Source organism: Acetobacter sp. UBA5411 (assembly GCF_002409645.1).
Taxonomy (GTDB): Bacteria; Pseudomonadota; Alphaproteobacteria; order Acetobacterales; family Acetobacteraceae; genus Acetobacter.
The window spans coordinates 154,947-177,985 of sequence record NZ_DHNR01000040.1; the positions used below are offsets into that span (position 1 = coordinate 154,947).

Here is a 23,039-nt window from a genome sequence, read left to right on the forward strand (position 1 = left end):
CCCCAGTGGCTTTCCGGCTCAGGGGCGTGTAATAATGCTATTAACGCTTCTATACGCGTTTCAGGCGGTTATTCCCCTGAAGTCCATGCAACACCAACTGAAACTTTACCCGCACGCGCTTCTCTCTTGCCCGGCGGTTTCTTCAGGTTGAGGAGTCGACACAATGGGTAGCTTCAGCATCTGGCACTGGCTGATCGTTCTGGCTGTGGTCCTGATCGTCTTTGGCGGAAGCGGGAAGATCAGCACGCTGATGGGTGATTTCGCCAAGGGCATCAAATCCTTCAAGAAGAATCTTGATGATGACGAGTCCATGGAACATCCTGCATCAACGCAGGACGGCCGTATCTCGCCGCCGCCAGCCAATCCGGCGAATTTCTCCACGGAACAGCGTCCCACGACGTCCAGCGGCCCCAACACCCACTGACATCCGGTCGCCTTGGGCGGCGGTCCGCTTCAGGGATTCGTCACACGATGAGTTTCGTCACTGATACAGAACACACACGCACACCCTCTGGTCCGTCCGACATCGCGTGGGACAAGGCTGTCGAGCAGATCATCCATGCGGGTCGTCGTATGGACCAGCGTGGATGGGTGCCTGCAACAGCCGGCAATCTCAGTGTCCGGCTTGCCGATGGTCGGATCGCCGTCACCCGCTCAGGCGGCCATAAGGGCTTTCTGACCAGACAGGGCGTCATCGAGGTCGGGCTGGATGGCACCTCCATCCGTCCGGAAGACCGTCCAAGCGCCGAGACGCTTCTGCACTGCCAGATCTATGCGCACTTCCCCGACGCCGGCGCTGTGCTGCATGGACATTCCGTCGCCTCGACGGTGCTGTCCATGGCGAGCACTGACTCGGAACTTTATCTGGCAGATTACGAAGTCCTGAAGGTTTTCGAGGGGCAGACCACGCACGAGACGCGCCTTGCTGTGCCCGTCTTTCCGAACGATCAGGATATTGCACGCCTTTCGCGGAGCGTGGCCCTGTTCCTCAATGACATGAAGGCCGGATACATCATCCGTGGTCATGGCGTGTATGTCTGGGGTCCGGATATGGACACCGCGCTCGCCCGTCTGGAAGGGCTGGAATTCCTTCTCGCCTGCGAGCTGGAACAGGCGAAACTTCGCGCTGCGGTTCAGGAAGCCTGATCATGAGCAGTCTCACGGTCTATGATGACACCCGCCCCGGCCAGCCGGAATTTTCCAGCCATGACGCAGAGGCGATCGCCGCCCGGCTGAGCCCCATCAACGTGCGCTTTGAGCGCTGGACCGATGTCGAACCTCCCGCTCGTGATGCCGATCAGGACACGGTGCTGGGTGTCTATCGTCCCTATCTCGACAGGCTGATGGGCGAAACCGGGGCTGGTTCGGCCGATGTCATCAGTATCGACGTGAACACTCCAAACCGCACGGCCCTGCGCGAGAAATTTCTGTCCGAGCATATCCATTCGGAAGACGAAGTACGGTTTTTCGTGCATGGACAGGGTCACTTCGTCCTGCATGTTGACGGCAAGGTCTATGATGTCGGCTGCACTCAGGGCGACCTGATCTCCGTTCCAACAGGGATTCCGCACTGGTTCGACGCCGGGGAAACGCCGGATGTCGTGGCGCTCCGTATCTTCACTCACAAGGAAGGATGGATCGCGGATTATACCGGCGACGACATCGCTCTCCGCTTTCCGGCCCAGATCGCGTAATAAGATCGTATGAACAGCATTCCGACACCATCCGTCATCCTGCTCGATATTGAAGGCACCACCCTTCCCGTCTCTTTCGTGCACAAGGTCCTGTTTCCCTATGCTCGCAAGGCGCTCCCTGATCTGATCCGGGACAGGGCGAATGATCCCGCTGTTATTGCGGCGCTGGCGGAAACGAAAAGACTGTCGCCGGATCGTGAACCGCTCGCCCAGCTGATGGCGTGGATGGATGAGGACGCAAAAGTCGGACCTCTCAAGGCTCTGCAAGGCATCGCATGGGCGGATGGCTATGCCTCCGGCGCACTCATCGCTGATCTCTTTCCGGATGTACCGCCTGCCCTGCGAACATGGTCAGATGCAGGCCTGACACTGGCCGTCTACTCATCCGGCTCGGCCCCCGCCCAGCGCCTTATTTACACCCATACGACCGATGGCGATCTGACATCGCTCTTCAGCGCCTTTCTGGATCTGGAAATGGGCGGCAAGAAGGATGCGGAAAGTTACCGTCGCATTCTCTCGAAGATGGGCTGGAAGGCTTCGGACGTTCTGTTCGTATCGGATGTGGTCGCTGAACTGGATGCAGCCACCGCTGCGGGTCTCCGCACCTGTCAGATGGTGCGTCCGGAAGATGGCACCGTCGCCGGCACGGTTCATCCGGTCGCCCATTCCATGAAGGAGGTCGCAGGCCTGTTCAGCCTTCCGGAACCTGTCGGCAAGGCACAGTAATGCGGGCTCATCTCTACACGGACTGGCGCTCCATTCCTTCCGAGGCGCGGGGCGCAGCGGCCGCTCTTGGCAATTTCGACGGCGTGCATCTGGGACATGCTCATCTGGTGCACACTCTGCATCTGAGTCAGCCGGATGTACCCCTTGCCGTCGTGACGTTTGAACCGCATCCCCGGGAACTGTTCAGACCGGAAGATCCCCCATTCCGTCTGACGCTGGCGGATGAACGTTTCGCAGCACTGGCGGCGCTTGGCGTGCAGCATGTCTTCCAGATTGCGTTCGACAAAGCCTTCTCCCGAATGCCCGCAGAGCGTTTCATCGATGACGTGCTGCATGACGCACTCGGCGTGAAGCATATTGCGTGCGGGCATGACTTCGCCTTTGGATACCGCCGCGGCGGTACCACCAGTTTTCTGGCGGAGCGTGCCAGCGAGCTGGGGATCGGCGTCAACCTTGTGCCCGCTCTGGCCGATGCCGACGGCCCTTACTCCTCAACCCGCATCCGTCGTCTTCTGCAGGATGGCTACCCTGAGCGGGCGGCAGCGGAACTGGGGCGTCCCTGGTCGATTCGTGGTGAAGTGTGCCATGGCGACAAGCGGGGCCGCCTTCTGGGCTTTCCTACCGCCAATGTCCGCCTTGGCCGACATCTTGAACCGGCGCGTGGCGTTTACACCACGACCGTGAGGCTGCCGGATGGCCGCACCTGCGACGGAGTGGCGAACATCGGTCGACGCCCGACCATCGCCGACGGCAGCGAAAGCCGGATGGAAGTCCATATTTTCGATTTCTCGGAAGACCTGTACGGCCAGACGATTTCCGTCGCACTCCACGGCCTACTTCGCCCGGAAAAGAAGTTTGAAAGTCTGGACGCACTGAAGCAGCAGATCGCCAGCGATACGGAGCAGGCCCGCCTGCTTCTGCAGAACCGACGTGACAGCCAGTAAATCTCTGCTGCCATAATGCACTGGCGAGCCGCCGAACGCTCGCAATCCTGAAAGTTATTGGCGGCTTCAGGCTGTTTCCTTTTTCTAAAAAGTGATTGATTCTTAAAGATTTTTGAAAAAAGCTTTACCAAAAGCTTCTTGGGGATTTTTCAGATTTAATTCGGGTCAAAAGGCTCTCTCGCAACAGAGAGTAGACCATCGTACAGCATTCAATTTTAAAAAATCGGGAAAATTCAACTTGTTGTAGGGGTACTGTTACCCGGCCTGCCAGCTCCTTATGCTCCTGCCAATCTGCAAGAGAAACGGAGAGCTCTCCTGATGACTACTTTGGATCTGGTCGACGCACAGCAACGCGAAACGGTGGCTTCGTTTCCCTCCTTTGATCCTACGCAGGGTGATCTGAGGGATTTCCGTCGCGATCTGGTCGAAGGAACAACAGCTCTCCTGCAATCCGCATCGGTCGATTTTGAGGAACGGTCTATCCCCGGTCCAAAAGATGCGCCCGAGGTTCGTGTCATCCTGTTTCACCCGCCCAAAACCAGCGGAACAACGCCTGCCATCCTCTATATTCATGGCGGTGGGATGATCGCTGGCACACCTGACATGCAGGCGGGACTGCTGAGCCAGCGGGCATCGGAAACAGGCGCTTTGATCGTCTCCGTCGATTACCGACTGGCGCCAGAAACGCCCTTTCCGGGAGGTCTGGAAGATGTCTACGCCGCTTTGGTGTGGCTGCATGACCATCCGAACGAACTGGGCGTCGATCCTGATCGCATCATGATCATGGGAGACAGCGGGGGTGGCTGTCTTGCCGCGGCCACAGCGCTTCTGGCGCGTGATCGGGGCAGGATCAAACTGCGTGCGCAACTCCTGATCTATCCAATGCTTGATCTGCGCACTGGTGGACCAGACGCTCCTTCCGATGACCCCAAAACAGGCGAATTCCTCTGGACACGCGCCCAGAACCGCCATGCATGGGCTGCCGTGCGTGGATATCTGGCGACTGACGATCCGAGATTTGGCTATCTGTCACCGGCTTTCATGAATGACCTGTCCGGACTACCGGCAACCTTCATTCTTACTGGCGCACTCGACCTGTTTCGTGATGAAGACGTGACCTACGCCCATCGCCTGTGGCAGGCGAGCGTCCCGACCGAGCTGGTCGTCTATACCAACGCCGTACATGGCTTCGATCTGCTGCCGTCCGCTCTTGCCGAGCGGGCCCGTCAGGATATTGTGCGGGCTGTGCGCCGGATGCTGTAAGCCGAATATTTCGACAAAACTGATTTTATTATTGGGGAAAATACTGAGAATATCGGGATCTTTCCAAAACGCTTAAAACATTCCGAACCAAGCAGCTTCATGAGGATGATCAGCAAAGACTGGTTATCCTCATGAAGGATTATCCGTTGATCGCCACCAGCCTCTTGTGATGCGCACGAACAGAATTCCAGAGCGTGCAACCGAGTCTACAGGCGAAGATTTCTGGCGATCGAGAGCACAACGGAAACGTTCCTGAAAAAGCACGTCCTTCTGTAATCATCCGTGATCGTATCTGCGTGATATTTGACGCATATCAAAGACATCTATCTTGAGGGAGCAGCGTATAATCACAGGAACACTCTCTTCGCCCTACTCGATCGGGCCGCAATCGGCTCTGAAAGACACAGCACGCCATGAGATACGCCCACAGCAATTTCGAAGCCTTCGCCCGCCCCGTAAAGCCGGAAGGCGTGGAAAACCGATCCGCGTGGATCATCGGCGGCGGACTGGGCGGCATGGCGGCGGCGGCGTTCCTGATCCGCGACGCCCAGATGACGCCCTCAAAGATCACCATTCTTGAAGCATCGGACGCCGACGGCGGAGCATTGGACGGCGCAGGCAATGCGGAAACCGGCTGGCTGATCCGTGGCGGTCGGGAGATGGAGGAACAGTTCCAGTGCCTGTGGGATCTGTATCGTTCGATTCCTTCGCTGGAAGTGCCGGATGCTTCTGTTCTCGATGAGTTCTACCATCTCAACCGCGTCGATCCCAGCAGCAGTCCGGTGCGGGCGATGTGCGGAAAGGGCCAGCCTCTGCCGGATCGGGACAGCCTGACGCTGACCGGAAAGGCGCGGCGGGAGATCATTGCGCTCATCCTCGCAGATGAGGAGAAACTTGCGGGCAAGACCATCACCGACATGTTGTCCGCCGATTTCATGAAATCGAATTTCTGGCTGTTCTGGCGCTCGATGTTCGCTTTCGAGCCATGGCACAGCGCGATCGAGATGAAGCGCTATCTCGCCCGTTTCGTGCATCAGATCCTTGGACTAAAGGATCTGCACACTCTGAAATTCACCAAATACAATCAGCAGGAATCGCTGAGCAAACCACTGGCGACATGGCTTGCCGACCAAGGTGTGGTGTTTCGCCATGGGGTGCAGGTGACGAATGTCGCCGTCGATACTTCGGGGGGAAAGAAAGTCGCAACCCATATCGACTGGCTGGAAAGCGGCACGGAAGCTGGCGTCGATCTTGGTCCGAATGAACTGGTTTTTGTCACCAATGGCTCGATGGTGGAAAATTCCAGTTGGGGCGACCACCATACCCCTGCACCGATCGATACAACCATCAAGGATGGTAGCATCTGGCAGTTGTGGCGCAACATTGCCATGCAGGATCCGGCGTTCGGACGCCCGGATGTATTCTGTGGAGACACCAAAAAATCCCGCTGGCTGTCAGCAAGTGTCACAACACAGGATGCACGCATTCCCGACCTCGTCCACAAGGTGACAGGTCGCGATCCGTTCTCCGGACGCACGGTCACCGGCGGCCCGATCACCATTCAGGATTCCGCGTGGCTGATGAGCTGGGTCGTCAGCCGTCAACCGCATTTCAAGGATCAACCAAAAGGCCTGATGGTGGCTTGGCTTTACGGACTGTTCAGTGATGTGCCCGGTGATTACGTCAAGAAACCGATGCAGGACTGCACCGGCGAAGAGATCACGCAGGAGTGGCTGTTCCATATGGGCGTGCCGATCGACCAGATTGGCGACATGGCGGCGAAGGGCGCGATCACGCATCCCTGCATGATGCCCTTCATCACCGCGCAGTTCATGCCGCGCTCACCCGGAGATCGCCCGAAAGTGGTGCCGGATGGCAGCGTCAACCTCGCCTTTCTCGGTCAGTTTGCCGAAACGCCACGCGACACGGTGTTCACTACGGAATACTCCGTCCGCACGGCGATGGAGGCGGTCTATACGCTACTCAATGTTGATCGTGCCGTTCCGGAAGTTTTCGGCAGCGTCTACGATATTCGAATGCTTCTACAGGCGGCGGCAGAATTGCGGGATGGAAAGAAGGTGCCCGCCTCCGGCCTGCTGCGTCATCTGACGGATGGGACGGAAGTTGATGATCTGCTGGAGCGTTATGGGCTGATTTGAGAACTGGTCCACAGCATTTTTCCGGATTGTGGATTTTGAGGCTTCCCGTCCTGATCTGGACAAGCCTCTGGTCCATGTGGATAGGACAAAGGCAGTCGCCCACTCCTTGATCCGGAGTTGATGTTCACACTTCTGATGCACCAGACGCTGAACAGTCTCTCCGACGAACAGACGGAATATCTGAGCGACGAGCGCCTGTCTTTCATGTGTTGTCGCGATCCTAGGCTGCCGGACCGTGTGCCTGATCCCAAAACGATCTGACTGCTTCGTGAGCGTCTGACACAGATCGGTGCAATTCAAATTCTGTCAAGCGCTTCGACGCAACTCTGCGGAACGCCGGTTATCTGCCGATGTGAGGAAAGAATGCCGGGAAGATCGGTCCGCTTAACGGCTTGTGAAGACAATGGGATTACCCACATTGTAAATTATCATCGCGGTCAGATCGGAAGCATCATGAAAGGCATAGTCTTCAATCTTCTGGAGGACGTGGTCAGCGAACAATTCGGCACCGAAACCTGGGATTTCCTTTTGGAAAAGGCCAAGGTGGATGGTGTGTATAGTTCTCTGGGCAACTATCCGGACGAAGATATGCTGGCGCTCGTGAGCGCGGCGGCACATCATCTGAAGATCTCTGAAGGCGAGGTGTTGCGCTGGTTTGGTGAGCAGGCGATGCCTCTTCTCAAGAAAACCTATCCCGAACTGTTCGAGCAGTTTCCCTCTGCGCGGGCGTTCATCCTATCCGTCAACACAATCATCCATCCTGAAGTGAGGAAGCTCTATTCCGGAGCTCACTGTCCATATTTCCATTTCACGGAACTGCCGGACGGGGCGCTGGAAATGCGCTACCAGTCCTCCCGTCACCTTCTTGATCTCGCACATGGCTTCATTCTCGGAGCAGCCGACATCTGGCATGAAAAGGTCTCAGTGGAGCGTTACCCACCCGGTTCCGCAAAAGAGAATGACATGACCATCCGCTGGCAGGGCCCATGAACCACCCGACAGCAGATGAAACAGACACCGACTACAAGACGCTCTACCTCCAATTGCGCAAACGCTTCGAGAGGGAGAAGCGTATCCGTCGCGAGGCGGAACAGATTGCCGAACGCGGCCTGCGTGAACTCTATAGTCTGAACAACCAGCAGAAACTGCTGGAGATGATCGTCAGCTGCGCCAATACGACCTCCTCCGCCACGCGTGTGCTTGAAGTTACGCTGGAGGAATCCTGTCGTCGCATGGGGTTCTCGGGCGGCGTAGCGTTTATCCGACGCGAAGATGGGAATTATGACCGGGTAAACCCTACTTTGTGTTTCCCGGATACGCTTTCCTCACGTCAGGCACTGCTTGACGCCTGCCGGGCTTCGCGACTGTTCGAAGCGGACGGACTGGCCTTCCAGATCAAACGTCAGCAGAAAATCGTAAGCTGGAAAATCGACTCGCACGATCATGCAATCGGGGCCGGCCTGCATTATGGGTTGGGTCTGCCTGTCATTGCGGATGGGTGCGTCGATGTCCTCATCCTGTTTTTTTCATGCAAGGAAGTGAAAGCGGAAGAACCAATCGTCGGCCTATGCATGAATATCGGCGGCCATATCGCCCGCGTGATTGAACGGGAAAAAGCCGAGCGTAAGCTTCGGTATGACGCGACTCATGACGCCCTGACCAACTTACCTAACCGTACACTCTTCATTCAAACACTCACCGATATTCTGGCGACATGGAAAACCACCGACACGCCACCGGCGGTCTGTCTCATGGATCTCGATCATTTCAAGCACATCAATGATACGGCTGGCCATCTGGTCGGTGACCAGGTGCTTTGTCAGACGGCCCAACGTCTGAAGCACACGCTCGCGGACCATCCTGCGCATATGGTGGCCCGTCTGGGCGGCGATGAATTCGTAATCCTCTTTTACGGCAAAACATCACCTCATGAGGTCATAGCCGCGACAGAAAATGTGTGCGACGTCTTTCGGCGACCTTTAGAAATAGAAAACCATTCTTTGATCTCGACCGCCAGCATTGGCCTTGCCTTTTGGTCCTCGCGTTATAAAAGCACCTCCTGCATTCTGAAAGAAGCGGACCAAGCCATGTATGTAAGTAAAAGAGCAGGTGGTGGTCGCGTGACCCTTGCCAGTCCTGTGAACCCAGCCTGATAAAAGCTGCTCAGCGTCAGTTCGCTCCAGATACCCTACAACGCGGAAGCCTATAAAAAAGGAGCGCAGATCAGGCTAGCGGATGATCCCGAGACCTTCACCACCGATAAGGTTTGTGACGCCGACTGGTTCTGCGATGCCCTGGATGAGATGGGAATAAAGTCCTGAATTCTTGGCCAAAAATTGCGCGAGAAACTCGTTAGACCCGACAAGAGAAAATATAAGTGACACCACCGGTTCGAGATCGTGTTCCGACGCCTCAAGTAAAGAAGACGTGTCGCAACACGATGCGACACGTCTTCTTCTAAGCCAATCTGACTCCTATTGCCCCCTCAATTAAGAGGCATCTTCACTCCACCCGCTCCACTTTCCTTCGGCGTCAGCTTCCGCACGACCTCCACATCCACTGCCGCCGCATCATTCCCCCAAGCACCACGAATAAAGCTCAGCACATCCGCCATCTGCTGCTCGGACAACACATGCGCAAAGGGCGGCATTACGAACGCCGAAGGCGCGTTATGTGAGGCAGGAACGATCGCCCCCTTGAAGAGAAGCGTGATCAGGGAGTCCGGCTGCTCATCCATCACCACCGGATTTCCGGCAAGCGGCGGGAAAACAGCAGGGTAGCCGCGTCCATCATCACGATGACAGGCGGCACAGTGATCGACATACACCCGCGCTCCGCGAGCACTGACATCCCCGCGCCGCAGCGCGGTTTCCGTAGTCGGATCATACTTCCATACAAGATCAGGAGTTTTCCGCGCAGGCAATGAACGCAGATAACGGGCGATGGCGTGCAGATCGTCATCGGTCAGATACTGCGTGCCATGCTGGACGGCGTCCGCCATGCCCCCAAAAGCCGATCCTTCGGAAGCCCGAGCACCACGCAGGAAGGCGACGATGTCATCCTCAGACCACCGCCCCAGACCGGTCCGGTTTTCCTGACGCAGCGAGGGCGGATGCCAGCCATCCACCGAGCCACCACCCGACAGGTAGAGGTCGCCATCCGCTGCGGTGAGAGCTTTTTCCTGCAAGCTCAGCGCGCGCGGCGTGTGACACGCGCCACAATGCCCTGCTCCCTCCACAAGATACGCTCCACGAGCAAGCACCGGGTCGGGGAAGGAGCGCTGTGTTGTCTTCGCCGCGGCCTGACGGGGCGTGGGCGCGAACATCCCACGCCACATGGTCAGCGGCCAGCGCATGGACAGCGGCCAGACAATTGTGCTGGCGGGCGGCGTCGTGGCTACTGGCTTCACGCCATAGCGAAAATAGACGAACAGCGCATGGACATCCGCATCCGTCAGGCGGGCGTAGGACGGAAACGGCATGGCCGGATACATCGACGCCCCATCCTTCCGCACGCCCTCACGGATGGCGCGAGCAAACTGCTCTTCCGTGTCACTGCCAATGCCATGATCGGGATCAGGCGTGATGTTGGGGCTGTAGATACGGCCCATCGGCAGATCAAACGGCACGCCACCCGAAAACGGAGGCTGCCCTCTGACAGAGTGACAAGCCGCACAATCCGCCGCACGGGCGACATATTCACCCTGCCGGATCAGGTCTTCGGACGGCGTTGCAGCATGGGCTGACGCAACGAGTGGAAAGACAGCCAGACAGAGTGCAAAACGGATCCCTCTCATACCCGCACCAGCGGGCCGGGCGATTTCAGATAGGTCGTGCGGATATGATGCGCCGACCAGTAGGCAAGCGCTGCGACCATTCCGGTCGGGTTGTAGCCCATTCCCTGTGGAAAGGCGTTGGAGCCAATGACGAACACATTCGGCACGTCCCAACTCTGGAGATAGCGGTTGATCGCGCTGGTATTGGGATCATCTCCCATCACCGCGCCGCCACCCAGATGGGTCGTCTGATACAGACGTGTGTCGAACGGCTTGCCGGGTTCCAGCATGCCGAGTTCGTATTTGGTGGCTCCGAGCGCCTTCATGATCGGCTCGATCTGGCTGACCACGTAGCGGTTCATGCGGATATCGTTATCCTGCCAGTCGAACGTCATGCGCAGAAGCGGCTGGCCGTAGGTGTTCTTCCATGTCGGATCGAGATCGAGGAACACATCGCGATAGGCCATGTTGCTGCCATGTGCGTCGATCGCCATCGCGTGCCGGTAAGTGTTGACCAACGCCTTCTTGTAGCCCGCGCCCCAGCGCGGCGCATCCTTGCCGCCACCGATCGTGGACGCTGCAATCGGTTTGACGCCCGCCTGATTGACCCAGACTGGCGAACCACCGACAAAGCCATGCGGCCCGTGATCAAAATTCATGCTGTTGAAATCGTCGATGGCGACTCCGCCGCCACCCGTGCCGATGAACTGGTTGGTAAACTGGTTTTCCGGCAGCCAAGCGCGGGACGTGGTGATGGTCTGATAGACGAAATTGCGCCCGACCACGCCCTCGTTCTTTTGTGCGTCATAGGGTTTACCGATACCCGACAACAGCATCAGATGCACATTGTGGAACTGAAAAGCCCCGAGCACGACTAGATCCGCCGTGATCGTCACTTCCTTGTTCGAATCAAGATCAAGGTAGGTCACGCCCGTCGCCCGCGTCTTCGTGCTGTCGAGATCGACCCGCATGACATGCGCTCGTGTGATCAGCGTGAAATTCGGATCTTTCCTTAGAACGGGAAGAATATTCACGTTCGGCGAGGCCTTGGAATACATGTAGCAGTCATAACCGCTGCAATAACCGCAGAAGTTGCACGGCCCCATCTGCGCGCCATACGGATTGGTATACTGCCGCGAAGCATTGGCAGCAGGCAGCGAATAGGGGTGATACCCCGCATCACTGGCCGCCTTGCGAAAAAGGTTGGCCGTATAAACGTCTTTCAGTGGCGGTAGTGGAAAATCGTCGGAGCGTGACGGCGCGAACACGTTGCCATTGCCTACGACCTTGCCGTTGATCTTGTAAGCCTCACCGGACGTGCCGAAGACTTTTTCGGCCTTATCGAAAAACGGCTCCAGTTCGTCATAAGTGACGCCGTAATCCTGAAGATTCATGCCTTCCGGAATGAATTTCTGGCCATAGCGGGCAATGACATTGCTGCGCAGCGCAAGATCATCGGGAGCCGCACGAAAATGCACGCCGGACCAGTGCAGTCCCGCGCCGCCCACACCCTCACCCGGCAGAAATGCCGATAGCTGACGGTACGGCAGCGCCGTCTGACCGATTTTGTTGCGAATGGTGACGGTCGTACGCGACAGATCCTGAAACAGCCTATGACGGATTGCGCCGCGCAGTTCGTCGATGGAGTCCGGATAGGCTCCCTCGACCGCCGTCGCACGGTCCGGGCCGCGTTCCAGCATGACGACTTTCAGTCCCGCTTCCGTCAGCTCCTTGGCCAGAATCGATCCAGCCCACCCCGCGCCGACCACAATGGCGTCGGCGTTCTTCGTAGTCATGCGGCAACGGGCTCCGTTTTGTCAGGCAGGGGACAGGCGAGGAAAAAGGAACGTAGCGGCACGGATCAGGCAGTTTCGCCACTGATCGACACGCTGCCCAGCGGATAGGCCGGACCATACTGGTCCACCCAGTCCATGAAATCCGCACGGGCACCGGGAAAGCCAAGCATCACCCAGCCGCCCAGATGACGATTGCCGCCATGGATCGGGTCAGAGAACGCGCCTTCCATCGTGTTGGTTCGCAACTGCTCGAAGAAAATACCCGCCGCCAGGGTCTCGCCGAACTGGATCGGCAGCTTCTCGAACGCCGTCAGCGCCTCGATCTGGGTGGGATGATCCAGATCCGCGAAAGCGTGACCATAATGATCGCGACAATACTGGTCAGCACCTGCAATCCCGATCCGGTAGATTTCGCGGGGGGCGTAAGGAAGCTGATAACCGAGGTTGGCCGGACCGCTCTGAAAAGGTCCACTCATGAACCAGAGACCGCCGTGACCGTAAGAGGTGTCCATCTGGCGGTCGATGAAACCGACGACGCCAAGAGCCTTCGCTCCGGGCCCGGTCTCGTCTTCCGGAAAGAGCTGCTCGGTAGCGGCTTCCAGAAAGCGCCACTCATCAGGCGTGAAATAACGCGGCGTGTAGGTCTGCGCCGCTTCCGCAGCGATGGCCTGCCGCCAGTCAGCAAATTCGTCTGCTGTCCAGAAAGCGGCGGTCCCGGCGAGGGCCATGAGAAAATGCCGCCTGCTCATGCCGGGTGGGACCGGCAGTCTCTTCGGTGTGTCGTTCTGAACACTCATGATGCCGCACACTGTCACATCCCTGACACAGAGTGCAAACCGTCAGTCCGGAAAAGAAACGATCGACCGAAGACTCAGCTGGCCGACCGGACGGCCCTGCCCCCGCCCTTGCGTCCGGTCAGAAGCGCCCTGACCAGCCCGATCTGTTCGGAAGGACAGCTGACATACAGGCCGGGCATGCCCTCAAGCGGCCAGCTGACCAGACCGATATCATCATAGATCGGCAGGAAGACTTCACCGGTTCCCCAGAAAACGGGCTGAAGCCCTTCCTGCAATGCCAGATCGCGCAGACGCCAGATCACCGATGGCGCATCGGCGTCATCACCCGCCGGATCACCCAACCCGATCACGAAATTGCCGCGCCGACGGAACGGGATGGCCGCAGTTCCGGTCTCACCGGCCACCATGCCGTGCACGACCCCACCAGGCACAGCCGGGATGGCGTGGTCCAGACTGTAATACCATTCGGCGTTCTTCTCGTTCCAGGACCGCACGATCACGCGACCCGGACGCGCCAGACTGGCGATGACCAGCAAGGCGAGCGCCCCGGCCACCGTCACGATCCAGCGGGCGTGACTGCCCTCCGGCACAAACAGCTGCCACCAGCTGTCCGTCGCCTCACGGTGCGTACCAATAAGCAGCGCGCAGCCAATCAGCAGAATGAGCGAGAGGATCGTGGTGAAAGACAGAGGCTCACTCAACAGTCGGGCATGACGATAATAGCAGCGGCGGAATGGGGCGACGAGGAACGCCGAGAAGCCAAGCACGATCGAGACCGCAGGCGCATTGCCACGCAGGAATGTCGCCGCTGCGGCCAGCACCAGTACGAAGAGCGTCGCGCCCCACGCCAGCGTCACACGCTGTGACAGCCCGACCGCCAGCGCGATCAGGGTCGCCCCCGCCAGTGTCAGGGCATAACCGCCAACCTGCCGCGAGACGAACATGATGATCTTCGAACCGACGGCATGATGCACCGGATTGATGACCGGCAGGATCATCAGCAGCACGCCGCACATGGCGACCACACCGGTGGCGACCGCCACGGAGAAATCAGCCTCGCTTTCCCGCACCGCCTGACTTGGGCGACGGGGCTTTGCCGGAGAATCACTGTCTTCCCGGCCCTTCTTGCGCGCCAGAGCGGCATCGCCACGCAGGAACAGTTCGTGCGCCGCGAACATGCCGCCCGCCAGAAACAGTGGGATGATGTAGTAGAACAGCCGGAAGACGAGGATGACCCCGATGATGTCCGGTTTGGACATATACGGGCCAAGCGCCAGCAGCATGGCGCTGTCGAACACGCCGAGACCACCCGGCACACTCGCCACCAGACCTGCCGTGTAGGAAGCGATGTAGATGGCCAGAAAGGATGTGTAGTCGATCGTTCCCGGAGGCAGCAGCACCCACGCGATACCGGCGGTCGCCGCCATATCGGCTGCGGCCACAACCGTCTGAGCGATCGCCATCGGCGTGGATGGCAGGTCGATTTCCTTGCCCCGGAAAGTGATTTTCCGCCATTTCAGCCCGGCCAGAATGTAGGCGAGCACGCCCAGCCAGCACAGCACGCCGATCCCGGCCGTCACCGGTGCGGGGATACGGCCACCCAGCCCCGGCACGGCGCCCGGCTCCAACAGCAGCACGCTGCCGATCAGAACGCCTGCGCCCAGCAGGTAGGTGACAGAGCAGAACGCAATGATGTGCGCGATCGCAAACGGTGGCAGGCCCCAGTTACGGTAGAGCCGAAAGCGGACCGCAGCCCCCGACACCGCCGAGAAGCCCAGATTATGGGACAGCACATAGGAACAGAACGCGGCGAAGGCGGTTCTGAGGAAGGAGACTTCCTTGTGTCCGACCTGAATGACCGCCAGCCGGTCATAGAAGGACAGAATGAAGTAAGACAGGAAGGTGCAGCCCACGCCCGCCATCAGCGCGCTGTGCGGAATACCGCTGAGCGCTGCCCGGATGTCGGCCATGCTGAGCGACTGCACTTCCTTGCGGACCACCAGAATGGCGGCGACCATCAGAAGCAGCCCAAGCAGGTGCGGCAGATGTTTCAGCCAGCGCTTCCAGCTTTTCGGCTTGTCCTGAAGCGCTGGCGTGTCCTGCGCCATGGCTTCCACACGGGAGACCATGGCTTCTTCGTCTTCCGGAGAGAAATGAGGCGGTTTCTCTCCGGGATTACGGGTCAGCGGCATGGCGAGGCCCTCAGGCTTCCGCGCTCCGCACCAGCGCCGCTTCAATCAGCGCAATGGTGCCCCGAACACCGTAAAGCGCGATGAAACCGCCAAAGCGCGGTCCTTCACTCTGCCCCAGCAGAACCTCGTAAAGGCAGGTGAACCAGCTTCTCAGCGGCTCGAACGCATGACGTTTGCCGACCTCGAACACCAGATTCTGCAACACATCGGCGGATACCTCTTCGCCCTCATAAACCTTGAGAGCCTCCGCCAGATCGGCCAGAGCCGCGTGCTCCTGTTCATTCGGCAGGCGATAGCTCTTCGCCGGTCGGACAAAGTCGGCGTAGAACACGATGGCGCGCTCAACCAGCGTGGCCAGCATCGGATGGGTCTCGGGAGAGACGTTCGCATCGTAACGCTTGATGAAGCCCCACATCACGTCCGGCGTCTCGGCATTCGCCACGCTAGCGAGATTCAGCAGCATGCCGAAGGACAGCGGGCTGCCCGCATGATCCGGAATATGACCGGCATGCAGGAACCAGGCCGGATTGGCGTAGAGCGCCAGACGATCAGCATCCTGCGTCTCGCTTTCCGAGCCTTCCGCAATATTTTTCTGAAGAGCCGAGGCTTTATCGACATGGGAGAGATATTCGTCAGCAGCCTTGGGGATCACGTCGAAGAACAGACGCTTCGCCCGCTGCGGCTGATTGAACATGTACTGCCCGAGGCTCTCCGGCGGCGCGTAACGCAGCCATTCCTCAACGGAGAGACCATTGCCCTTCGACTTGGAAATCTTCTGACCGTGCTCGTCGAGGAACAGCTCGTAGGTCAGACCGGCGGGCGGCGCTGATCCGAGAATACGGCAGATGCGACCGGACAGACGCACGCTGTCGATCAGATCCTTGCCTGACATTTCATAATCGACGCCGAGCGCATACCAGCGCATGGCCCAGTCGGCCTTCCACTGCATCTTGGCGGCGCCACCGGTCACGGGCGTCTCGAAACGCTCGCCGTTCTCGTCGGTCCAGAAGACCGTGCCCGCCGCCGGATCGACCTTGTCGATATGCACCTGCATGACATTGCCGGTCTTCGGATGGATCGGCAGAACCGGCGAATAGGTCGCGCGGCGTTCCTCGCCCAGCGTCGGCAGGATCACAGCGCAGATCTCGTCATGCACTTCCAGCACGCGCTTCAGCGCGGCGTCGAAGCGGCCGGACGTATAATATTCGGTCGAGGACGCGAATTCGTAATCGAACCCGAACCCGTCGAGAAAGGACCGCAGGCGGGCGTTATTGTGGGCCGCGAAGGAATCGTGCGTGCCGAACGGATCGGGCACGCGGGTCAGCGGCTTGCCGATATATTCGGCCAGCATCTCGCGGTTCGGCACATTGTCCGGAACCTTGCGCAGCGCGTCCATGTCATCGGAAAACGCAAGCAGGTGGGAAGGCTTGCCTGTCAGCGCCGTATAGGCCTGACGCACCCAGCTTGTGCGGGCCACTTCGCCGAACGTGCCGATATGCGGCAGGCCGGAGGGACCATAGCCCGTCTCGAACAGCGCCGGACGATCGCCGCCTCTGTTTGTGACATGATCGGCGATTTTCTGCGCCTCCTGAAACGGCCAGGCTTTGGGAACAGCCCCGTTCGGCAGGAGGGAATGGCCAGCAGGATTTACGTTTTGGTCAGACATGGTGCGGGAAGCTATGAACAGAGCGGCTTCCGGTCAATTCAAATCACGCAGGCGCGACATCTCGTAACACTGTCACATTGCCTCACGCTGCGTTATGGAAGGAGCCTGTTTCGTTTTTTTTCCAGACAAAGAACGCACCTTTCATGCCCTTTTCCGGTCCCGCCCGTTCCTTTCTGCTCTCCTTCGGCCTGTCTGTTTCGGTCTGCTCAACTGCCCTGTGCTCCTTGAGTGCGCCGGCTCACGCAGACTCCGCGCCCGCTCCCATGCCGCAGGTTACGACCGACGCCCACGGCGTGCCGGGCAGTTTCGCGGATCTCGCGGACCGTCTGCTTCCCGCCGTGGTCAATGTCTCGACCACGCAGACCATGAAAGGCGATTCGGACGACGACGATGAAGGGGACGAGGAAGGTCCGCAGATTCCCCAGTTCCCCCGCGGCTCGCCGTTCGAGAAGTTCTTCCACGACTTCATGAACCGCCAGAACGCCCCCAACGCGCCACCGCGCAAGATGCAGGCGCTCGGCTCCGGCTTCATCATTGATCCGACGGGCTATGTGGTGACCAACAACCACGTCATCCGCAAGGCCGACCGCGTGACGGTCACCCTACAGGATAACACCGTCCTTCCGGCGAAGGTGATCGGTCATGACGACCGCACCGATCTCGCGCTGCTGAAGGTCACGTCACCACATCCGCTACCCTTCGTGTCGTTTGGCGACAGTGACACTGCCCGCGTCGGCAACTGGGTGCTGGCCATCGGCAATCCATTTGGGCTGTCCGGCACGGTGACGGCGGGCATCGTCTCCTCCCGTGGCCGCAATATCGAGCAGGGGCCGTACGACAACTTCATCCAGACCGACGCCCCCATCAACAAGGGCAACTCCGGTGGACCGCTCTTTGACATGCACGGTGCGGTCATCGGTGTGAACACCGCCATCTACTCCCCCTCCGGCGGTTCGGTGGGTATCGGTTTCTCCATTCCATCCAATGAAGCGCGGGGCATCATCGAGCAGTTACGCAAGACAGGCCATGTTTCACGCGGCTGGATCGGCGTGCGGATTCAGGATGTGACGCAGGAGATCGCTGACGGTCTCGGGCTGAAACCGGCGCGCGGCGCTCTCATTGCGGGCGTGGACGCCAAGGGACCGGCGGCGAAGGCAAAGCTTGAAACTGGCGACGTCATTCAGGCCCTGAACGGCAAGCCGATAGAGGGCCATGCCCTGCCGCGTCTGATCGCCGATCTGCCCGTCGATTCACAGGCCACCCTTTCGGTCTGGCGTCATGGAAAGATGCAGGATCTTGCCGTGACCATCGGCACCCTGCCCGAGCCGAAAGAGGCCACGCATCCGGATCATCCGGAGAAAGCCGGAAACCACCCTGCCGACAAATCCGCCGATTTCAGCGGATTTGGCCTGAAGGTTTCTGGCCTGACGGAAACGAACCGAAAGAAATACCGTCTTCCCGAAGACCAGAAGGGTGTGGTGATCACCAGCGTCACGGATGGCGGCGCTGCGGCTGATCGGGGCCTCAAGGAAGGCGACGTCATCACCGAGGTTCAGCAGGTCGGGGTGAATTCGGTGGCTGATCTGCGCAAGGGGATCGAGACGGCACAGAAGGAACAGCGCCACTCCGTTCTGCTACTGGTTCATGACATGGACGGACTGCGCTGGGTGCCATTCCCGCTGGACGGCGCTCACTGAGCGGGAGATAGGCCAGCGGATGGAGGACGACAGACGCCATTTCCTCCCTGACAGCCTTCCGGTCAGGGATTTTGGTGCGTATGATCGGTTTTCCGTTATCCGTCCGGCGTTATCCATCCGGCGATTTCTGCAAACGCTATTGAGGATCTGACATTGTGACTGAGCTACGCCTGACGCTGAGGGTGGATGTGGATGGTCATCCTGCACTCGGACACGGCAAGATCCGCCTTCTGGAACATCTGGAAGAAACCGGCTCGATTTCGGCGGCGGGACGCGCGATGGGCATGTCCTATCGCCGCGCATGGCTGCTGATCGACGCCCTGAACAAGCAGTTCAGCGCCCCACTGGTGGCCACCAAACCCGGCGGCGGCGGCGGTGCCCATCTCACGGAAGCAGGGCAGACCGTCGTCCGCTGCTATCGCGCAGCGGAACAGGATGCGGCAGCAGGGGCGAAAGCAGCGCTCGATGAGCTCGCCGGCATGGTCCGCCGCCCTCAAAAAGCCTCACGTTCGTGACAATCGAAACAGACTGGTACAATAGCTGACAGAGCATCAGGTCTGTCTCTAATAACCGGGAGAATAAGAAGAGTGTCATCCTCCGTCTTCCGCCGCGATCTGCTCCGTGCAGGCAGCGGCGTCGCATTGGCCGCCCTGACAACAGACTTCCTCGGCAGACCGGCCCACGCCGCTGATGCCCCTCCCGCACCCCCGGCTCCCACGCCGTTTGACAACAGCACTGTTACACAGATCGCCCGTCGTCTGGCCGCCAAGCCTTACAGCGCGCCGGAACAGTCTCTTCCGAAGCCTCTGACGAACCTGACGTTCGACCAGTTCCGTTCTATCGAGTTCCAGCCTGATCAGGCGCTCTGGCACAACGACAATCTGGCCTTCGACGTTGAATTCTTCCCGCGTGGCTTTCTCTATCCCCAGCGTATCGAGATGCATGAGGTCGTAGACGGAAAGTCCGCCCCGGTTCCGTATAGCCCTGACATGTTCCGTTATGGTGACCCGATGCTGCGGGTGACCGATAATCTCGGCTTTGCCGGTCTGCGTCTGCGCTACGCCATCAACACGCCCGGCGTAATGGAAGAGTGCGCCGTGTTCCTCGGAGCCTCCTATTTCCGCGCCGTCGCCAAAGGCCAGAATTACGGTCTTTCCGCCCGTGGTTTCGCAGACGGCACCGGCGACCCGAAGGGTGAGGAATTCGCCCTCTTCCGCGCCTTCTGGCTGGAAAAACCGCAGGCAGGTGTGGACTCGGTCGTCATTCACGCGCTGCTCGACAGCCCGTCCGTGACCGGCGCCTTCCGCTTCACCATCCGCCCCGGTGAGACCACCATCTTTGATGTGCAGTCCACCTTCTTCCCGCGTGTGAAGATCGAGCAGTCCGGCATCGCCGCCTTTACCGGCATGTTCTATTTCGACACCAATGATCGCACCCATGTCGATGACTGGCGTCCCGCCGCGCATGACAGCGAGGCGTTGCAGATCTGGACCGGATCGGACCAGCAGCTTTATCGACCGCTGCGCAATCCGCTGGACCTCCAGTTCTCGGCGTTCAGCGACATCTCCCCGCGCGGCTTCGGGCTGATGCAGCGCCGTCGCTCCTTCCATGATTTCGAGGACCTTGCGCTCAACTACGAGAAGCGCCCGTCTTTGTGGATCGAACCGATCGGTGACTGGGGCGCGGGTTTTATCGATCTGGTTGAAATTCCGACCCCTAACGAGGTCAATGACAACATCGTCTCCTTCTGGCGTCCCAAGGAACCGATGCAGGCGGGGCATGAATATGCCTACACCTATCGCATGTACTGGGGCTGGGATGAGCCGTTCCCGACGGAGCTTGCGCGGATCGGCGCGACCCGTGTCGGTGCTGTGACCGACCACAAGGAAGCCCGGTTCTTCGCCATCGACTTTACCGGCGGCCCCGTTGCGAACACTGCCCCGGACGCGAAATTCCATCTCATTCCGCAAACATCCGCGGGAACGATCAAGAACGTGGTCGTCGAGCCCAATCCCAACACCAATGGCTGGCGCACCACGTTCGAATTCTATCCCGGCGATGCAAAGCTCGCTGAAATGAATGTCGTTCTCGCCAATGATCAGGGGCCTGTCTCAGAACAGTGGGTATATCGTTGGACGCCATGACCGACGCTCCCGGCGTTATCTCCGCCGCCGGGTTCCATGCACTTCCTCCCGAAGCGCCCATGCCCATGGAGACACAGGATCTCCATGCCGCACCCGATCTGCATGGGCGTGAGCCGGTCTCCCCGACCGAGCCTCCGCTTGTCTGGCTGCGGCGACTGGCCGTCATTGGTTCGGCCCTCGCGCTGACGCTTTACGGTGCTTACCAGACCCATCTCGTGCTCGACGCCAATGGGTTCTCGGTGCTCGGCGTCATCATGGAAGTGCTGTTCATCCTGCTCTTCACATGGATTGCGCTGGCCTTCACCTCTTCTGTCGCGGGCTTTTGGTCCCTGCTGACGAAAGGCGGTCTGGGGCTCGGCATCCACGCGGATGGCCCGCTTCCTGCGCTGAACACCCGCGTCGCGCTGTTGATGCCGACCTACAATGAAGACCCGCACCGCGTGATGGCCGGTCTCCGTGCCATTTACGCCAGTCTTCAGGAAACCGGACGTGCGGATGCGTTCGACATCTTCATTCTCTCCGACACCACCAACCCGGATGTGTGGGTGACTGAGGAAGCCGCCTTCCTCGCCCTGCGTCGGGATACGGGGGACGACAGACACATTTTCTACCGTCGCCGCGCCAAGAACATCGAACGCAAGGCGGGCAATGTCGGCGAATGGGTGCGTCGCTTCGGTGGCGCTTATCCGCTCATGGTCACGCTGGACGCGGACTCCGTCATGGACGGTCGTACACTGGTGCAAATCGCCGCCGCGATGGAACGCAACCCGCAGGTCGGCCTGATCCAGACACTGCCGATCATCGCAGGCGGCACGACCCTCTTCGCCCGGATGCAGCAGTTCGCCGGACGCGTCTATGGCCCGCTAATCGCCCACGGCATTGCCTGGTGGCATGGCGCGGCCAGCAACTACTGGGGCCACAACGCCATCATTCGCACGCAGGCCTTCGCCGAACAGGCCGGACTGCCGCATCTACCGGGCCGCAAGCCCTTCGGTGGACACATCCTCAGCCATGACTTCGTGGAAGCCGCCCTGATGCGACGCGGCGGCTGGGCCATTCACATGGTTCCGGCCCTGCTCGGCTCCTACGAGGAAAGCCCGCCGTCGCTGACAGATGTCGCTATCCGCGACCGTCGCTGGTGTCAGGGCAATCTCCAGCACTACAAGGTCATCCCGACCAAGGGGCTGCACTGGCTGAGCCGGATGCACATGATGATCGGCATCGGAGCCTACGTGACGTCTCCGCTGTGGCTGGTCTTCCTGCTCGTCGGTATCCTGATTTCACTTCAGGCGCGCTTTGTGCGTCCGGAATATTTCGGCGACACCAAAACGCTTTACCCGCACTGGCCGCAGGTCGATCCGGTCCGCGCGAAATATGTGTTCATCGCCACGATGGCCATTCTGCTCGCGCCGAAACTGTTCGCCTATATCGCTCTGTTCTTCAACAGGACCACGTTGAAAGGTTGTGGCGGCGCGATCCGGACGGCGTGCTCCATTGTGGTGGAGACGCTGATCGGCGGCCTGATCGCCCCGATCGCCATGCTGATCCAGACAGGCGGCGTGATCTCCATTCTCAGCGGACAGGATTCCGGCTGGAACGCACAGCGTCGTGACGATGGCGGCGTGCCGTTCAGCGTCATCGTCAAAGGCTACTGGCGCTACACCCTATTTGGTCTGATCCTTGGCACGGCGGCGTGGGCTGTCTCCATTTCCCTGTTCCTCTGGATGACGCCGGTGCTGCTTGGCCTGGTTCTGGCCATTCCACTCGCAGCGCTCACCGCCAGCCGTGACGCCGGACAGGCCCTGCGTCGGGCGGGACTGCTTCTGGTTCCGGAAGAAACGCAGACGCCGGATGTGCTGCTGAAAGCTGCGGACGCCATGCAGATGCCAGCTCCGAACTGTCCCGAAGACGCTCTGGAAGCGCTGTATTCTGATCCGACACTGCTGGCAGCTCATCGCGCCATGCTGCCACCACCACGCAAACCGGGTGATCCAATCGACGCCGACCGGCTTGTCGGACTGCTGAAGCTTCAGGAAGCACGGTCGCTGACCGATGCGGAAACGGCGCTGACCCCCAAGGAAAAGGCCGCGGCTCTGGGCGATGCGAGCGGGCTGGACCGACTGGTTACGTTACCCCGCTGAGGCGATAGAGACTCTCCTGTGCATCCCCGGAAAGGCACAGGAGAG

The 23,039-nt window shown here is 59.5% G+C and carries 18 protein-coding genes and 1 pseudogene; 14 read left to right on the forward strand and 5 right to left on the reverse strand.

Features of this window, described 5'->3' with window-relative positions; all coding sequences use genetic code 11:
• The first annotated feature begins 163 nt into the window (after positions 1-163).
• The 10 genes and pseudogenes from B3759_RS14475 (at position 164) to B3759_RS14520 (ending at position 8,939) form a co-directional block, all read left to right on the forward strand.
• A complete protein-coding gene (locus tag B3759_RS14475; protein WP_010666622.1) occupies positions 164-424 on the forward strand; it encodes a twin-arginine translocase TatA/TatE family subunit in 261 nt (86 codons plus the stop codon).
• Between the two features lie 47 nt (positions 425-471).
• Entirely contained in the window at positions 472-1,146 is a 675-nt protein-coding gene (locus B3759_RS14480) for a methylthioribulose 1-phosphate dehydratase (RefSeq protein ID WP_291366985.1), read from the forward strand.
• 2 nt (positions 1,147-1,148) lie between these two features.
• Complete coding sequence (locus B3759_RS14485) at positions 1,149-1,694, forward strand: 1,2-dihydroxy-3-keto-5-methylthiopentene dioxygenase (protein ID WP_291366987.1); 546 nt, start codon at positions 1,149-1,151, stop codon at positions 1,692-1,694.
• A 9-nt stretch (positions 1,695-1,703) separates the two neighbouring features.
• Positions 1,704-2,420 carry an acireductone synthase gene (gene mtnC, locus B3759_RS14490; RefSeq protein WP_291366989.1) on the forward strand — a complete coding sequence of 239 codons (717 nt, stop codon included), beginning with the start codon at positions 1,704-1,706 and terminating at the stop codon, positions 2,418-2,420.
• A complete protein-coding gene (locus B3759_RS14495; RefSeq protein WP_291366991.1) occupies positions 2,420-3,364 on the forward strand; it encodes a bifunctional riboflavin kinase/FAD synthetase in 945 nt (314 codons plus the stop codon). Before mtnC ends, B3759_RS14495 begins: the two co-directional genes overlap by 1 nt.
• Positions 3,365-3,682: 318 nt before the next feature.
• The gene (locus B3759_RS14500) at positions 3,683-4,627 is read left to right on the forward strand and encodes an alpha/beta hydrolase (protein ID WP_291366993.1); all 945 of its coding nucleotides are present in this window, start codon (positions 3,683-3,685) and stop codon (positions 4,625-4,627) included.
• A gap of 413 nt (positions 4,628-5,040) precedes the next feature.
• Positions 5,041-6,786 carry an oleate hydratase gene (locus B3759_RS14505; RefSeq protein WP_291366995.1) on the forward strand — a complete coding sequence of 582 codons (1,746 nt, stop codon included), beginning with the start codon at positions 5,041-5,043 and terminating at the stop codon, positions 6,784-6,786.
• 13 nt (positions 6,787-6,799) lie between these two features.
• Positions 6,800-7,139: pseudogene (locus tag B3759_RS14510) on the forward strand (transposase); the annotation flags it as partial.
• A 100-nt stretch (positions 7,140-7,239) separates the two neighbouring features.
• Complete coding sequence (locus B3759_RS14515; protein WP_291366997.1) at positions 7,240-7,776, forward strand: heme NO-binding domain-containing protein; 537 nt, start codon at positions 7,240-7,242, stop codon at positions 7,774-7,776.
• Entirely contained in the window at positions 7,773-8,939 is a 1,167-nt protein-coding gene (locus B3759_RS14520; protein ID WP_291366999.1) for a GGDEF domain-containing protein, read from the forward strand. Before B3759_RS14515 ends, B3759_RS14520 begins: the two co-directional genes overlap by 4 nt.
• Before the next feature lie 332 nt (positions 8,940-9,271).
• On the opposite strand, the gene B3759_RS14525 is transcribed toward B3759_RS14520, so the two are convergent.
• The 5 genes from B3759_RS14525 to B3759_RS14545 all read right to left on the reverse strand — a co-directional run bounded on the left by B3759_RS14525 (position 9,272) and on the right by B3759_RS14545 (position 17,012).
• Positions 9,272-10,582 carry a c-type cytochrome gene (locus tag B3759_RS14525; RefSeq protein ID WP_291367001.1) on the reverse strand — a complete coding sequence of 437 codons (1,311 nt, stop codon included), beginning with the start codon at positions 10,580-10,582 and terminating at the stop codon, positions 9,272-9,274.
• Positions 10,579-12,357, reverse strand: coding sequence for a GMC family oxidoreductase (locus B3759_RS14530; protein ID WP_291367003.1), 1,779 nt, complete (start codon positions 12,355-12,357; stop codon positions 10,579-10,581). Before B3759_RS14530 ends, B3759_RS14525 begins: the two co-directional genes overlap by 4 nt.
• Positions 12,358-12,422: 65 nt before the next feature.
• On the reverse strand, positions 12,423-13,154 hold the full coding sequence (locus tag B3759_RS14535; RefSeq protein ID WP_291367004.1) for a gluconate 2-dehydrogenase subunit 3 family protein: 732 nt from the start codon (positions 13,152-13,154) through the stop codon (positions 12,423-12,425).
• 74 nt (positions 13,155-13,228) lie between these two features.
• The gene (locus B3759_RS14540; protein WP_408736500.1) at positions 13,229-15,262 is read right to left on the reverse strand and encodes a lysylphosphatidylglycerol synthase domain-containing protein; all 2,034 of its coding nucleotides are present in this window, start codon (positions 15,260-15,262) and stop codon (positions 13,229-13,231) included.
• A 94-nt stretch (positions 15,263-15,356) separates the two neighbouring features.
• A complete protein-coding gene (locus tag B3759_RS14545; protein ID WP_291367008.1) occupies positions 15,357-17,012 on the reverse strand; it encodes a lysine--tRNA ligase in 1,656 nt (551 codons plus the stop codon).
• Between the two features lie 143 nt (positions 17,013-17,155).
• On the opposite strand from B3759_RS14545, the gene B3759_RS14550 reads away from it, so the two are divergent.
• The 4 genes from B3759_RS14550 (at position 17,156) to mdoH (ending at position 22,994) form a co-directional block, all read left to right on the forward strand.
• On the forward strand, positions 17,156-18,709 hold the full coding sequence (locus B3759_RS14550) for a DegQ family serine endoprotease (protein ID WP_291367009.1): 1,554 nt from the start codon (positions 17,156-17,158) through the stop codon (positions 18,707-18,709).
• Positions 18,710-18,861: 152 nt separating this feature from the next.
• On the forward strand, positions 18,862-19,224 hold the full coding sequence (locus B3759_RS14555; RefSeq protein ID WP_291367063.1) for a winged helix-turn-helix domain-containing protein: 363 nt from the start codon (positions 18,862-18,864) through the stop codon (positions 19,222-19,224).
• Positions 19,225-19,296: 72 nt separating this feature from the next.
• Entirely contained in the window at positions 19,297-20,853 is a 1,557-nt protein-coding gene (locus B3759_RS14560; RefSeq protein ID WP_291367011.1) for a glucan biosynthesis protein, read from the forward strand.
• On the forward strand, positions 20,850-22,994 hold the full coding sequence (mdoH, locus tag B3759_RS14565; protein ID WP_291367013.1) for a glucans biosynthesis glucosyltransferase MdoH: 2,145 nt from the start codon (positions 20,850-20,852) through the stop codon (positions 22,992-22,994). Before B3759_RS14560 ends, mdoH begins: the two co-directional genes overlap by 4 nt.
• The last annotated feature ends 45 nt before the right edge of the window (positions 22,995-23,039 follow it).

Excerpts from the sequence above, each read along its gene's own strand:
- B3759_RS14495 (WP_291366991.1), top strand. The coding sequence starts at position 2,420 with ATGCGGGCTCATCTCTACACGGACTGGCGCTCCATTCCTTCCGAGGCG.
- B3759_RS14500 (WP_291366993.1), top strand. The coding sequence starts at position 3,683 with ATGACTACTTTGGATCTGGTCGACGCACAGCAACGCGAAACGGTGGCT.
- B3759_RS14505 (WP_291366995.1), top strand. The coding sequence starts at position 5,041 with ATGAGATACGCCCACAGCAATTTCGAAGCCTTCGCCCGCCCCGTAAAG.
- B3759_RS14480 (WP_291366985.1), top strand. The coding sequence starts at position 472 with ATGAGTTTCGTCACTGATACAGAACACACACGCACACCCTCTGGTCCG.
- B3759_RS14485 (WP_291366987.1), top strand. The coding sequence starts at position 1,149 with ATGAGCAGTCTCACGGTCTATGATGACACCCGCCCCGGCCAGCCGGAA.
- mdoH (WP_291367013.1), top strand. The coding sequence starts at position 20,850 with ATGACCGACGCTCCCGGCGTTATCTCCGCCGCCGGGTTCCATGCACTT.
- B3759_RS14545 (WP_291367008.1), bottom strand. The coding sequence starts at position 17,012 with ATGTCTGACCAAAACGTAAATCCTGCTGGCCATTCCCTCCTGCCGAAC.
- B3759_RS14520 (WP_291366999.1), top strand. The coding sequence starts at position 7,773 with ATGAACCACCCGACAGCAGATGAAACAGACACCGACTACAAGACGCTC.
- B3759_RS14530 (WP_291367003.1), bottom strand. The coding sequence starts at position 12,357 with ATGACTACGAAGAACGCCGACGCCATTGTGGTCGGCGCGGGGTGGGCT.
- mtnC (WP_291366989.1), top strand. The coding sequence starts at position 1,704 with ATGAACAGCATTCCGACACCATCCGTCATCCTGCTCGATATTGAAGGC.
- B3759_RS14535 (WP_291367004.1), bottom strand. The coding sequence starts at position 13,154 with ATGAGTGTTCAGAACGACACACCGAAGAGACTGCCGGTCCCACCCGGC.
- B3759_RS14475 (WP_010666622.1), top strand. The coding sequence starts at position 164 with ATGGGTAGCTTCAGCATCTGGCACTGGCTGATCGTTCTGGCTGTGGTC.
- B3759_RS14540 (WP_408736500.1), bottom strand. The coding sequence starts at position 15,262 with ATGGCGCAGGACACGCCAGCGCTTCAGGACAAGCCGAAAAGCTGGAAG.
- B3759_RS14525 (WP_291367001.1), bottom strand. The coding sequence starts at position 10,582 with ATGAGAGGGATCCGTTTTGCACTCTGTCTGGCTGTCTTTCCACTCGTT.
- B3759_RS14515 (WP_291366997.1), top strand. The coding sequence starts at position 7,240 with ATGAAAGGCATAGTCTTCAATCTTCTGGAGGACGTGGTCAGCGAACAA.
- B3759_RS14550 (WP_291367009.1), top strand. The coding sequence starts at position 17,156 with ATGCCCTTTTCCGGTCCCGCCCGTTCCTTTCTGCTCTCCTTCGGCCTG.